Below are 12741 nucleotides of genomic sequence, written 5' to 3'. Positions count from 1 at the left end.
AGATCCTTCGGCGAGGCTCTGGAGAAATCCACACAAGAGGTGCTTAGCCCTGTTGCGCTGCGGCGCGACGCTGGCTATAAGCCGGCCACCAGTTGATCGGAGTGTAGCGCAGTCTGGTAGCGCACCACGTTCGGGACGTGGGGGTCGCAGGTTCAAATCCTGCCACTCCGACCAAAATTTCCCGAGATATTTCAAGCCGTTACAAATCAAGCCCTTCGGGGCTTTTTTGTTGCCCGGACCGTTTCAGCGCGGTTTGATCCTCAGGCGGGCCTGCCTTGGCCCGATTAACGCATCCACGACTTCTCCCGGTACAGCGATGGTGTCGCGCGCGAGGCTCCTGTAGTCTCGCCCAAGGACAATGGGGCTCACTCTATGACGCGCTTTTCCCGAATCATCGGAATCATGAGCCTCGCCGTGMTGCTTTCCGGCTGCGACAAATGCGGGGAGCTGATGAAGCTCGATATCTTCGGCCAACCCGTGAAGACATGCTCCGGCAATAATCCGCAAGGCTGAGCGCAGGCCCGTCTGCCTGACGCGAATCGGTGGACTATCGGACCGGATCTTGTATGCGGCCCGATGCTTTCACCTTGTGCGGCTGCATCGGCCTTGCCGAAAACCGCAATCCCCTTTTCGGGCCGATGCCTTCCCGGCCGGCGCCAAAGAAAAAGCCGAGGCAAAGCCCCGGCTCGTTCGTCTCTACCGTTGCAGCGCGTCTCAGCCGCGGCGGCGCAGGAAGGACCAACTGGCCCCGACAAGGCTCGCAGCCAGCGCCATCTTGACCGCATCGCCGAGCAGGAAGGGCTGCACGCCGAAAGTGTAGGCCTTGGCGAAGCCGACACCCGTGGCACCGCTCGCCATCTGCGCCCCGAGCGCGAGCCACAGGCCGCCGAGGCCAAGAATCAGCGCTTCCGCGGCAATGAATCCCGCGATCAGGCGGATCACCGAGGCGCCACGCTCGGCCGCCCAGCCAGCGACAGCCGCCGCAAGCACGAAGCCGACAAGGAACCCGCCGGTCGGACCGGCAAGATAGAGCAGCCCGGCTGCAACCGGCGGCGTGTTGGTGAAGACCGGCAGCCCGGCAAGGCCATAGGCAATATAGAGTGCGACAGTCGCAGCGCCGAGGCGCGAGCCATAGGCGGCGCCCAGGCCGAGCACCGCCAGCGTCTGCAGGGTCATCGGCACCGGCCAGAACGGCACCTTGATCTTGGCCGCGAGGACGAGCAGCAGGCTGCCGGCCACGGCAAGGGCGACATTGCGCGCCAGCGCGGCGCGACGTCCCGAGACCTGGGGAAGGATCGCGTTGACCAGGGTCGGAGCGGAAAGGGGAAGCAGATCGGCCATGCGCTCTCATCCATTTTTCGAGGGCCGCGCTGCGCAGCCGGTTTTCCGTCTATAGAAAATGCTGCAATGCCCTACAAGGCGCGCGGCGGTGCGCGAAGCGGCAAGGCCGGGGCGCAACCTGCCCCCGTGACGCGACTGGACCAGGCGACGGAACCCGCATGAGCGAAGACATCGAATTCGATCGGAGCGCCACGGCTCCCTCCGGCGACGTGGTTGAACTGTCGCCGCTCGTCCGGCGCATCATCGCCGGAAATAGCGGGCCGATGACCTTTACCGGCACCTGCACCTATATCATCGGCCGGGGCACTGTGGCGGTGCTCGATCCTGGCCCCGACGACCCGGCTCATGTCGCGCGCGTCCTTGCCGCACTCGCTGACGAGAGCGTCAGCCATATCCTTGTCACACACACCCATCGCGATCATTCGCCCGCCGTTCCGGCACTGCAAGCGGCGACAGGCGCCATCGTCGCCGGCTGCCTGCCGCATCGCGCGGCGCGCGAACTGGCGCTTGGCGAGATCAATCCGCTCGATGCCGCGGCCGACCGCGATTATGCCCCCGATCTGCCGATGTATGACCGTGACACGGTCACGGGCCCCGGCTGGACGCTCTCGGCGGTCGAAACGCCGGGGCACACCGCCAATCACCTCGCTTTCGCGCTCGCGGAAGAGACAAGCCTGTTTTCAGGCGACCATGTCATGGCCTGGTCGACGAGCATCGTTGCCCCGCCCGACGGCTCGATGGCGTCCTACATGGCTTCGATCGAAAAACTGCGCGCGATGGAGCACGCCATCTACTGGCCTGGCCATGGCGGGCCGGTGAACGAACCGCAGCGCTTCCTGCGCGCGCTCGTACAGCACCGCCGGCTGCGCGAAGCCGCGATCCTCAACCGCCTCAGGGCTGGCGACGAGCGCATCGCGGAGATGGTGCCACCAATCTATCAGGGCTTGCCGGTCGCATTGCATGGCGCGGCCTCGCTCTCGATCCTCGCCCAACTCGAGGATCTGGTCCTCCACGGCACTGTCATCTGCGACGAGGCACTGCCGATGCTGGCGAGCCGATACAAGCTGGCCCGGACCTGATGCAGCGGCGTCGATTTCTTCGGATCGCATCACGCCGTCGCACATGACCTACCGTGCCTCGACCAGCAGCTCGACCTCTGCAGCAAAGGCGGCGATGCGGGCAGCATTTGCGCCGAGATCGTGGCTTCCGATCCGCGAAGCCGAGCGGATGTCGATGCGGCTGCCGTCGGCACGCGGTCGCACTCGGATCGTGATGTCCTCGGCAAGGCGCAGGATTCGGGTGCGCGCCACCGCCTCGATCCGCCCTGCCCCGCTGCGTCCGCCGGGGCGCGACGCTTCGAGCACCTGCCAGCCCAGTGCAGTGGCGGCCCGGCGCGCGATTGTGAACGCCGTTTCGGCCGGGACCTCCAGCACGATCGGCAGCGTCTTCGGATAGGCTTGGCGCTGGATGCGCCGCTCTCCAGCCGGTACGTCGGGCGGCACCAGGCCGTGGCGCACGGTCAACGCGGCCTGCGAGCGGCTGAAGGTCGGGGGATCATCGATATCGGTCGAGATATCGCTCAATCGCGGCAGCGTCAGCCATTTGAAGCCACCATAGAGCACTGGGGCAAGCATGATGAGCGCAAGCACGAAGGCCTGTGCCGCCATGCCGACCCCGCGATGCCCCACCTGCCAGATCCGCATGAAGGCGAGCACGGCCAGCAGCAACGCCAGCAGAACGAAGCCATAGGCACCGGCGATCGGCGCGAGTCCCTGCGCCGAAGGCTCGCCGAGCCGGGCGACGAGAATGGCCAGCAGCAGCACCGCGACGGAAAACCAGGCCAGCCGCCGGCTCCAGCGTGCGGCGCGCGAGACAGGTTCCTCGAAGACGATGCGACGATGCATGATGATTACGTGGCGGGGTCTGGCACCGAAGGCAAGCCTCGCGGCTCAGCCTGTCGGCAGGCGATAGTCCTTGAACTGCTCGCGCAGCGCGGTCTTCTGGATCTTGCCCGTAGCGGTATGCGGTATCGCCTCGACCAGGACGACATCGTCCGGCAGCCACCATTTTGCGATCTTGCCGGTCATATAGGCCAGCATCTCGTCGCGGCTCGGTGAACGGCCGGGTTTTGGAACGATGACCAGCAGCGGCCTCTCGTCCCATTTGGAATGGGCGACGCCAATCACCGCGGCCTCCGCCACATCGGGATGGCCGACCGCGAGATTTTCGAGATCGATGGACGATATCCACTCGCCGCCCGACTTGATCACATCCTTTGAGCGGTCGGTGATCTGGAGATACCCCGCGGCATCCAGCGTGCCGACATCGCCCGTATCGAAGAAACCGTGCTCGTCGAGGATCGCTTCATCCTCACGCCTGAAATAGGCGCCGGCGACGGACGGTCCGCGCACCTTCAGGCGCCCGAAGGTCTTGCCATCCCAGGGCAGGTCCTGGCCGGCATCGTCGGTGATGCGGAATTCGACGGTAAAGGGCGGATGCCCCTGCTTGACCTTGAGATCGTAGAGCGCATCGCCCTGCAGATGCCCATAGACCGGCTTGATCGAGCAGAACGAGCCGATCGGGCTCATTTCGGTCATGCCCCAGGCATGTGCGACCGTGACGCCATATTTGCGCTCGAATGCTTCCGTCATCGCCCGCGGGCAGGCTGAACCACCGATCACCACACGTTTCAGCGTCGAGAGGCGGGCGTTGGTCGCCTCCAGATGCTGCAGCAGGCCAAGCCAGACCGTCGGCACCGCAGCGGTGCAGGTCACGCCCTCGCCTTCCAGCAATTCGAGCAGCGATGCACCGTCGAGCTTCGCACCCGGCATGACCAGCTTGGCTCCGGTCATCGGCGCGGAATAGGCCAGCGACCAGCTATTGGCATGGAAGAGCGGCACGACCGGCAGCACGCTGTCGCGCGAGGACAACCCGATATAATCCGGCGCCGAGCAGGCCATGGCATGCAGCACGTTCGAGCGGTGCGAATAGAGCACCCCCTTCGGACCGCCGGTGGTGCCGGAGGTGTAGCAGAGCCCGGCGGCGGTGTTCTCGTCGAACTGCTTCCAGGCGAAATCATCATCGGCTTCAGTGAGCCACTCCTCGAAGGCGGCTGCTCCCTTCAGGCTGGTTTGCGGCATATGTGCCGCATCGGTCAGCACGATGTAGCGCTCGATGCTCGGCAGCCTGTCCTGGATCTGCTCGATCAGCGGCACGAAGGTCAGGTCGAGGAATAGCATCCTGTCCTCGGCATGGTTGATGATCCAGGCGATCTGCTCCGGGAACAGCCGCGGATTGACCGTATGAGTGATCGCGCCGATCCCGCTGATCCCGTACCAGAGTTCGAGATGCCGGTCGGTATTCCACGCCAGCGTCGCGACCCGGTCGCCGAGCCGCATCCCTTCCCGCTCGAGGCGCCTGGCCACCCGCAGGGCGCGGCGGCGGATATCGGCATAGGTCGTGCGCCGCAGCGAGCCGTCTTCCACCGCGCGGCTCACGACCTCGCGGGTGCCGTGCTGGACGGCGGCATGGTCGATGATCCGGTGCAGCAGCAGGGGCCAGTCCTGCATCAGGCCAAGCATAGCGTCTCTCCCCACGATCATTCTTGCTGTTGTTGGGAGCAGCATAGACAGGCTGCTCCCCGGCAGGGAAGCAGGAGTTGAGCCGGAGCGGGAATGAAGGGCTCGCCTGGAGCCACGCGATAGTTTAGGGCAGAACTGATAGACCCTGAGAGTTGGAACCGTGTCAGCGCCCGACGCCCTACGCACCGATCCAGACCGCGTCTGGTTCCGCTTCATGCGGTTGCACCAGCGCATGCTCGGCCAGATGACGGCGCGCATCCGTACGCTCGGGCTCTCGATCCCTCAATTCGATCTGCTCTCCACGCTGACCGAGCGCGAAGGCATCAGCCAAAGCGAGCTGGCCGAGCGGCTCTACGTCACCAAGGGCAACGTCTCCGGGCTCGTCGATCGCCTGGTGCAGGCCGGCCTCGTCGAGCGCCGCGCCATCGCGGGCGACCGGCGTTCCTATGCGATGCATCTGACGCCCGAGGGGCGCAGGCTGGCGGAAGCCGGCATCGCGGCGCAACGCAGCTATGTCGCGACCACGCTCGGCAAGCTGCCGGCCGGCGATCTCGCAGATCTCGACCGGCTCGTCCTGGCCTGGCGCGACCTCGCTCGCGCCGCGGACGCCGAATAGCGCCTTTATGTTCGCCGGGCTCGCCTTCGCTGGCGGCGGCAATCGCTGCTACTGGCAGGGTGGCTTCCATGAAACCGTGGCGCCACGCCTCGCGTTGTCGCCGCGCCGGGTCGTCGGTGTCAGCGCCGGCGCCTTCGCGATGCTCTATACGGCACTCGGTCTCGGCCCGACCGTACGCGAGCAGGTCAGGCAAGCCTGTCTCGACCGAACATCCGAAATGGATTGGGCGGCCTTTCGCCGGGGTGGGCGGCTCTTCCCGGTCGGCGAGCTCTATCAGCGCCTCCTCACTCAGCTCTTCACGCCCGAGGCCCTCTCAACCCTGCGGCTGATGAGCGATTTCCGCATCGCGATCTCGCGCCCGCCACGCTTCTGGCCCCTGCCGATCGCCGCGATGCTGGGGATCGGCGCCTATCAGCTCGAAAAGCGCCTCCGCCGGCCGGTCCATCCCACCGCCGGGCGCCGCCTCGGTTTCGTGCCCGATCTTGTCCGGCTCGCCGATTGCGCAACCGCAGAGCAACTGGTCGCGGCCCTGATGGCGAGCGCTGCAGTGCCTCCCTTCATGCCGGCCGGGCTCGTCGGGCAGCGCGCTGCGCTCGACGGCGGGCTGGTCGACAGCGCCCCCGCCTGGGCGCTCGCCGATCTGGAACAGGCCGGCGAACGGACGCTGGTCCTGCTGACGCGCCCCTTCTCCGCGGTGCCGCAGGTGCCGGGCCGGACCTATGCGCGCCCGTCCCGGACCATTCCGGTCTCGCAATTCACGATCCGCGACTGGGAGGGGATCCGCTTCGCCTACGAACTCGGCATCAGTGACGGCGAGAGCTTCCTTCGGCGGATGGAAGTCGAAGCGCGAACCGGCTAGGCATGAGGCTGGTTCCTGCGAACTGGTTCTTGCCAACCGACCGGACGTACCGATGCCTGCGATCGATCTGACCGCCTCCGCGACCGACCTCCGCGAAGCCCTGCTCGCGCGCCGCTTCAGCGCGAGCGACCTGCTCGAGGCCAGCTTCGCCCGCATCGACTCGCTGAACCCATTGCTCAACGCCATCATTGCCCAGGACCGCGAGGCCGCGCGCGCCATGGCGGCAGAATCGGACAGGCGCCTCGCCGATGGCAGCGCCCGCCCGCTTGAAGGGCTGCCGATCACGATCAAGGACGCCTTCGACGTTGCCGGCCTGCCCTCCTCCGGCGGGCTACCCGCCTACAAGGAGCGCATTCCCACCGATGATGCCGCCCCCGTCGCTCGCCTGCGCGCTGCCGGCGCCGTCATTCTGGGCAAGAGCAACGTCCCGGTCTTCTCAGGCGATTTCCAGAGCTACAACCCCATTCACGGCGTCACCAACAACCCCTGGAATGCTGCTTTCTCGCCCGGCGGCTCGTCCGGCGGAGCGGCAACCGCGGTCGCGACCGGCATGTCTGCTTTCGAGCTCGGCTCCGATCTCGGTGGCTCCGCGCGCTGGCCGGCCCATGCCTGCGGCGTCTACGGCCTGAAGACGAGCTGGGGGTTGATCTCGACCTGGGGCCACCTGCCGCCGCCGCCCGAGCGCCGCACACCGCGTAATGCCGACCTTTTGGTCGCCGGACCGATCACGCGCGCGCCCGAGGATCTTGCGCTCATCCTTCCGGTGCTGGCCGGCCCGCGCGATTCCCGAGTCGCGGGCGCCACACTCACCGCTCCTCGGCTGGAAGAGCCCCGCGGCCTGCGTGTCGCACTCTGGGCCGACGATGCTTTCGCTCCGACCGACCGGGAGGTCGGCGCAGTCGTGCATCGGGCCGCGGATCTGCTTGCCGCGCAGGGCGCGATCATCGACGAGACGGCGCGCCCGGCGATCCGCTTCTCCGAAGCCTTCGAGGTCTATGCGCTGCTCAACCATGCCGTCGTCGCCTATGGTCTGCCGCCTAAGGTCAGGGCGCGTATCCAGGCCATGGCATCGCGCTTCAGCACCAACGATCTCTCGCATCAATCGCTGCAAGCGCGCGGCGCGCGCATGACGCCGGGGCTCTACCAGCAGATCTCGCAGCGGCGCATGGCTCTGAAACGGCAATGGGCCCGCTTCTTCCAGTCCTATGACGTCGTGCTCTGCCCACCTGCCCCCGTTGCCGCGATCCCGCATGATCACACGCCGGATATTCACGCGAGGCGCCTTGTCGTGAACGGCGAGCCTCGCCCCTATCTCGATTTCCTGCTCTGGGCCTCGCTCGCGACTGGCGCAGACCTGCCTTCGCTGGTTGCGCCAATCTCGCAGTCGGACGCTGGTCTGCCGCTCGGCGTGCAGATCATTGCGGCGGCCGGCGAAGACCTGACGGCAGTCGCCGTCGGCGGCATGCTGGCAAGGGCGGGCGCAGGATATCGCGTTCCCCCCGGCTCGGCCGGACAATCCTGAGCAGGCGCAACCCGATACGCGCCAGAGTCTGCGTCGATCTGCGTGAAAATCGCTCAGTGCTTGCGCTGATCCCGGTCTATGCTCGCATAAAGGCCGCATAAAAACCTGGAGATTGCGCCATGCTATCCAACCTCGCCGTCCGCGACATTGAGACCCTGGTCCACCCATACACGAACCTGGCGACGCATCGCGAGACCGGCCCGCTGGTGCTGGAAAGCGGCAAGGGCGTCTTCGTCTATGACAGCGCCGGCAAGGAATACATCGAGGGCATGGCCGGGCTCTGGTGCACCGCGCTCGGCTACTCCAACCAGGAGCTGATCGACACGGCGACGGAGCAGATGAAGAAGCTGCCCTTCACGCATATCTTCGGCGGGCGCAGCCATGATCCGGCGATCGAGCTGGCGGAGAAGCTGAAGGAGATCGCACCGGTTCCGATCTCGAAGGTGTTCTACGGCGCCTCCGGCTCCGACGCCAACGACACCCAGGTGAAAATCGTCTGGTACATGAACAATGCCCTTGGCCGGCCGCAGAAGAAGAAGATCATCTCGCGGCTGAAGGGCTATCACGGCGTCACCGTGGCCTCGGCCTCGCTCACCGGCCTGCCCAACAATCATATCGATTTCGACCTGCCGCTGCCGGGCATCCTGCACACCTCCTGCCCGCATCATTATCGCTTCGCCGAGCCTGGCGAGAGCGAGCAGGATTACTCCTCGCGCCTCGCAGCCGAACTGGAGGAGATGATCCTGCGCGAAGGGCCGGACACGGTCGCCGCCTTCATTGCCGAGCCGGTAATGGGCGCTGGCGGCGCGATCACCCCGCCGGATGGCTATTTCGAGAAGATCAACGCCGTTCTCGCCAAATACGACATCCTGTTCATCTCGGATGAGGTCATCACCGGCTTCGGCCGCACCGGCAACATGTTCGGCACCACGACCTATGGCATGAACGTCGACACGATCTCGCTCGCCAAGCAGATCACCTCGGCCTATTTCCCGCTCAGCGCCGTGTTGATGAACGACAAGGTCTACGAGGTCCTCGTCGACCAGAGCCGCAAGATCGGCACCTTCGGCCACGGCAACACCTATGCCGGCCATCCCGTCGGTTGCGCGATCGCGGTCAAGACGCTGGAAATCTATCAGCGCGACAAGATCGTCGAGCACACCCGCAAGGTCTCCCCGACCTTCCTGCGGCGGCTGGAGAAGCTTGCCGAGCATCCGCTGGTCGGCGAAGCGCGCGGCGTCGGTCTGATCGGTGGCGTCGAGATCGTCAAGGACAAGGTGACCAAGGCCCCGTTCGAGACCAAGAAGGGCGTCGGCCCGAAATCGGTCTTCTTCGCGCAGGAAGAGGGCCTGATCACCCGCGCCATGGGCGACCGTGTCGCCTTCTGCCCGCCGCTCGTGATCACCGAGGCCGAGATCGAGGAGATGTTCGACCGCTACGAGCGGGCCCTGAACAAGACGCTCGCCTGGGTCAAGGCCGAAGGCTTGCTCGCGGCCTGAGCCTGCATGCTTAAGGGGAGATTAACCGAAGCGGCGACATGATTGCGATCGAGGCCGAAAAGCCACGAAGAAATCACGATCACGCCGCTTCGTCGTCCCGATCGGACGTCACCTTCCCTGTGTCGACGGCCAGGAACCGCCGGCACCGTGCAACAAGTAAAGTCAGGACCGATGCCTTCCGCCAACAAGCGTCAGACGACGCAACGAAGCGCGAGCTTCCATGATGCCTCGGCCAGAGAGGCCTACGCATCGCACTTCCGCCCGATCGCATTTCGCGCGATCGCCGCGGGAACGAGACGTGCCTCGCCTGCGTCGGACAGGACGGCAGAGAGGAAACCGGCTCATCTTGTGCCGGCCGTTCTCCGCAACGGTTTTGACGATTGACTTGACGACTGCCAGACTGACTTTCGAGACCCTCCATGATTGACCGGCGCAGAGCTCTCCAAACTCTCGCCGGTCTTTTTTTGGCCGGCTTCGGCACTGGCGGCTATGCCTATGCTTGGGAGCCAACCCATCAGCGGGTGACGCACTACCGGTTCACGCCGAATGGCTGGCCCCAGTCAGGCCGCCTCAAACTCGCAATCATCTCGGATCTGCACATTGGCGGGCCGCATATGCCGGTATCGCGTGTGCGCGATATAGTCGCGATGACCAACGAGCTGAAACCGGATCTCGTCCTGCTGCTCGGGGATTTCGTTGCGAGCCGGACGCGCCGCGCCTCCGACCCTCCCTATGCCGAATGGGCTATGGCACTCGCCGCGCTCAAGGCGCCGAGCGGGGTCTACGCCGTACTCGGCAATCACGACTGGTGGCAGGACGAACCGACACAAAGGAACCGCAGCGGGCCGACACAAGCGGGCCTTGCGCTCGAAGCGGCCGGGATCACGGTTCTCGAGAATCGGGCGGTGCGCCTGGAGACCGCTGCAGGTCCGCTCTGGCTTGCCGGCCTCGGCGACCAGATCGCCTTCGTCAAACGGTTGCGCGGACAGAAGAATGGCGTCGACGATCTGCCCGGCACCCTCGCCCAGATCGCTGATGATGGCGCGCCCGTCATCATGCTGGCGCATGAGCCGGATGTCTTCGCCCGGATGCCGGCGCGGGTTGGGCTGACACTGTCAGGCCATACCCATGGCGGACAGGTAAGGCTGTTCGGCTGGTCGCCGATCGTGCCGTCACGCTATGGCAATCGCTACGCCTATGGCCATGTCCGCGAGAACGGGCGCGATCTGGTGGTTTCTGCCGGCCTCGGCACCAGCAAACTGCCGCTCAGGTTCGGAATTCCGCCGGAGGTTGTGCTGGTGGAGCTAGGCTAGGGCATCGGACCGAAAAGTGGAATCCGGTTTTTGGAAAAATCCGATGCTTAAACAAGGAGCTAGATCGCCGCCGCATGCTCGGATGCCCCGAGCATCTTGCTCCGCTCGATCTGAAATGCTGTCAGACCCTGGCCGGGCGAGGCCCGACCAGAACCGGCGGGGGCCGTCAGACCACCACCACCTTGGTGCCGACCGTGACCCGATTATAGAGGTCGATCACGTCGATATTGCGCATCCGGATGCAGCCGGAAGACGCCGAACGGCCAATGGTCTCGGGCTCGTTCGTGCCATGGATGCGGTAGAGCGTGTCCTTGCCGTTCTGGTAGAGATACAGAGCGCGCGCACCGAGCGGGTTGTCCGGACCGCCCTCCATGCCACCGGCGCGGGGCGCCAGATGCGGCCAGCGCTTGATCATCTCGGCCGGTGGGGTCCAGCGCGGCCACTCGGCCTTGCGCTGCATCGTGGCTTCACCCGTCCAGCCGAAGGCTTCGTCGCCGGTCGCGACGGCGTAGCGAATCGCCTTCTTGTTCGGCAGCACGAAGTAGAGAAACTTCTCGACCGTATCGACCTTGATGCTGCCGGGCGGCAGACCGGTCGGGTCCGTGATCTCGTAGGGCAACTGCGTGATCTGGTGCTCGAATTTCGGCACCAGCGCGATGTATTCTGCATCGCGCTCGGACAGTGCGGGAGCATTCACGCTCTTGTATTGGCACGCACCGAGAAGGGTCGACAGCGCCAGGGCAACGATTACGGTCTGTTTCATGCCTACCACCAGCGACGCCGCGAACGCGCCATTTATGATGAATGAAAAGTTAATATTCTATTCCCGCCCCCGGGGTTGGGGCGACGTCGAGACATGCCGCTGCTCTATGCGGCAAACTGACATGGCGCAATGAAGTTCCAGCCGTGATGCGTGTTTCGTCGACTTCGACCGCGACCGTGGTAATCGCGCAACGGCAGTGCAACATGACGCGCGGCGGCAGGCCCCGCAATGAGGGTGAGAACCAGTGACGACGCTTCTGATTACACACCCGGCGAGCCTCCGGCACCTGACTCCGCCCGGCCATCCCGAGCGCCCGGACCGCATCCGCGTCGTCGAGCAAACGCTCGAAGATGAACGATTCGCCCACCTGGCCCGGGTCGAGGCGCCGCGTGCCGACCTCGACCTCGTCACGCTTTGCCACCCGCGCCAATTCGTAGAGGCATTGATCGCCGCCTCGCCGGTCACGGGACTCGTCGAGATCGAAGCCGACACCACGATGTCGCCCGGCTCGCTGGAGGCCGCGCTGCGCGGCGTCGGCGCTGCCACCCACGCCGTGGACGAGGTGATGCAGGGCAAGGCCAGGAATGCCTTCTGCGCCACGCGCCCGCCCGGCCACCACGCCGAGAGCGTCAAGGCGATGGGTTTCTGCTTCTTCAATCAGGCTGCCATCGCCGCCCGCCACGCCCAGAAGGCGTATGGCGCGGAGCGCGTCGCGATCATCGACTGGGACGTGCATCACGGCAATGGCACGCAGGAGATCTTCTGGAACGACCCGAGCGTGCTTTACGCCTCAACCCATGAGATGCCGCTCTATCCCGGCACCGGCGCCGCCTCGGAACGTGGCGAACGCGGCACGATCGTCAATGCCCCCCTGCGCGCGGGCGATGGTTCCGACACCTTCCGGGATGCGTTCGAGACCGCGGTATTGCCGCGCGTCGACGCCTTCCAGCCCGACCTCGTGATCATCTCGGCCGGCTTCGATGCGCATTGGCGCGACCCGCTCGCCAATATCAATCTGGTCGAGAGCGATTTCGCCTGGGCGACCCAGAAGCTGATGGCGATCGCCGATCGTCGCGCCGAGGGCCGCCTCGTCTCGATCCTGGAAGGCGGCTACGATCTCGAAGCCCTGTCGAAATCGACCGCAAGCCATGTCCTGGCACTGATGCGAGGCTAAAGCATCGGCCCGAAAAGTGGATTGCGGTTTTCGGGAAAGCCGATGCAAAGACAAAGGGTTAGATCCTCGGACT

General features: G+C 65.4%; 11 protein-coding genes and 1 tRNA gene. 8 read left to right on the top strand and 4 right to left on the bottom strand.

Features of this window, described 5'->3' with window-relative positions; all coding sequences use genetic code 11:
* The first annotated feature begins 97 nt into the window (after positions 1-97).
* Positions 98-174, top strand: a tRNA-Pro gene (locus AC1DGP_RS11025).
* 540 nt (positions 175-714) lie between these two features.
* Here the strand turns inward: AC1DGP_RS11025 and AC1DGP_RS11020 are convergent.
* Positions 715-1341: a biotin transporter BioY gene (locus AC1DGP_RS11020; protein WP_476832108.1), complete on the bottom strand. Its 627-nt coding sequence runs from the start codon at positions 1339-1341 to the stop codon at positions 715-717.
* 158 nt (positions 1342-1499) lie between these two features.
* Here AC1DGP_RS11020 and AC1DGP_RS11015 point away from each other — a divergent pair, with 158 nt between their 5' ends.
* Positions 1500-2420 (top strand): MBL fold metallo-hydrolase, encoded by a 921-nt coding sequence (locus AC1DGP_RS11015; RefSeq protein WP_476769617.1) that lies wholly within the window; start codon positions 1500-1502, stop codon positions 2418-2420.
* Positions 2421-2468: 48 nt separating this feature from the next.
* On the opposite strand, the gene AC1DGP_RS11010 is transcribed toward AC1DGP_RS11015, so the two are convergent.
* A complete protein-coding gene (locus AC1DGP_RS11010; protein WP_476769616.1) occupies positions 2469-3245 on the bottom strand; it encodes a DUF1499 domain-containing protein in 777 nt (258 codons plus the stop codon).
* 45 nt (positions 3246-3290) lie between these two features.
* Positions 3291-4922: a long-chain-fatty-acid--CoA ligase gene (locus tag AC1DGP_RS11005; RefSeq protein WP_441507687.1), complete on the bottom strand. Its 1632-nt coding sequence runs from the start codon at positions 4920-4922 to the stop codon at positions 3291-3293.
* 214 nt (positions 4923-5136) lie between these two features.
* Between AC1DGP_RS11005 and AC1DGP_RS11000 the strand changes: the two genes are divergently transcribed.
* The 5 genes from AC1DGP_RS11000 to AC1DGP_RS10980 all read left to right on the top strand — a co-directional run bounded on the left by AC1DGP_RS11000 (position 5137) and on the right by AC1DGP_RS10980 (position 10731).
* Entirely contained in the window at positions 5137-5538 is a 402-nt protein-coding gene (locus AC1DGP_RS11000; protein WP_084652251.1) for a MarR family winged helix-turn-helix transcriptional regulator, read from the top strand.
* 7 nt (positions 5539-5545) lie between these two features.
* Positions 5546-6397: a patatin-like phospholipase family protein gene (locus AC1DGP_RS10995; RefSeq protein WP_476776049.1), complete on the top strand. Its 852-nt coding sequence runs from the start codon at positions 5546-5548 to the stop codon at positions 6395-6397.
* Positions 6398-6449: 52 nt separating this feature from the next.
* Positions 6450-7919: an amidase family protein gene (locus AC1DGP_RS10990; RefSeq protein ID WP_476776050.1), complete on the top strand. Its 1470-nt coding sequence runs from the start codon at positions 6450-6452 to the stop codon at positions 7917-7919.
* A gap of 119 nt (positions 7920-8038) precedes the next feature.
* Positions 8039-9418, top strand: a complete 1380-nt coding sequence (locus AC1DGP_RS10985) for an aspartate aminotransferase family protein (RefSeq protein ID WP_113517787.1) — start codon at positions 8039-8041, stop codon at positions 9416-9418.
* A gap of 419 nt (positions 9419-9837) precedes the next feature.
* Complete coding sequence (locus AC1DGP_RS10980; protein ID WP_476776051.1) at positions 9838-10731, top strand: metallophosphoesterase; 894 nt, start codon at positions 9838-9840, stop codon at positions 10729-10731.
* A 166-nt stretch (positions 10732-10897) separates the two neighbouring features.
* On the opposite strand, the gene AC1DGP_RS10975 is transcribed toward AC1DGP_RS10980, so the two are convergent.
* Complete coding sequence (locus tag AC1DGP_RS10975) at positions 10898-11494, bottom strand: L,D-transpeptidase (protein WP_476769612.1); 597 nt, start codon at positions 11492-11494, stop codon at positions 10898-10900.
* 244 nt (positions 11495-11738) lie between these two features.
* On the opposite strand from AC1DGP_RS10975, the gene AC1DGP_RS10970 reads away from it, so the two are divergent.
* Entirely contained in the window at positions 11739-12668 is a 930-nt protein-coding gene (locus AC1DGP_RS10970) for a histone deacetylase family protein (protein WP_476832107.1), read from the top strand.
* Positions 12669-12741 lie beyond the last annotated feature (73 nt).

The organism is Allobosea sp. 05T433 (assembly GCF_056396065.1).
The sequence above is the reverse complement of the archived record's forward strand: the minus strand, read 5'-3'. Positions and strand labels throughout refer to the sequence as shown.

Excerpts from the sequence above, each read along its gene's own strand:
- AC1DGP_RS11010 (WP_476769616.1), bottom strand. The coding sequence starts at position 3,245 with ATGCATCGTCGCATCGTCTTCGAGGAACCTGTCTCGCGCGCCGCACGC.
- AC1DGP_RS11015 (WP_476769617.1), top strand. The coding sequence starts at position 1,500 with ATGAGCGAAGACATCGAATTCGATCGGAGCGCCACGGCTCCCTCCGGC.
- AC1DGP_RS10975 (WP_476769612.1), bottom strand. The coding sequence starts at position 11,494 with ATGAAACAGACCGTAATCGTTGCCCTGGCGCTGTCGACCCTTCTCGGT.
- AC1DGP_RS10980 (WP_476776051.1), top strand. The coding sequence starts at position 9,838 with ATGATTGACCGGCGCAGAGCTCTCCAAACTCTCGCCGGTCTTTTTTTG.
- AC1DGP_RS11005 (WP_441507687.1), bottom strand. The coding sequence starts at position 4,922 with ATGCTTGGCCTGATGCAGGACTGGCCCCTGCTGCTGCACCGGATCATC.
- AC1DGP_RS11020 (WP_476832108.1), bottom strand. The coding sequence starts at position 1,341 with ATGGCCGATCTGCTTCCCCTTTCCGCTCCGACCCTGGTCAACGCGATC.
- AC1DGP_RS10990 (WP_476776050.1), top strand. The coding sequence starts at position 6,450 with ATGCCTGCGATCGATCTGACCGCCTCCGCGACCGACCTCCGCGAAGCC.
- AC1DGP_RS10985 (WP_113517787.1), top strand. The coding sequence starts at position 8,039 with ATGCTATCCAACCTCGCCGTCCGCGACATTGAGACCCTGGTCCACCCA.
- AC1DGP_RS11000 (WP_084652251.1), top strand. The coding sequence starts at position 5,137 with ATGCGGTTGCACCAGCGCATGCTCGGCCAGATGACGGCGCGCATCCGT.
- AC1DGP_RS10995 (WP_476776049.1), top strand. The coding sequence starts at position 5,546 with ATGTTCGCCGGGCTCGCCTTCGCTGGCGGCGGCAATCGCTGCTACTGG.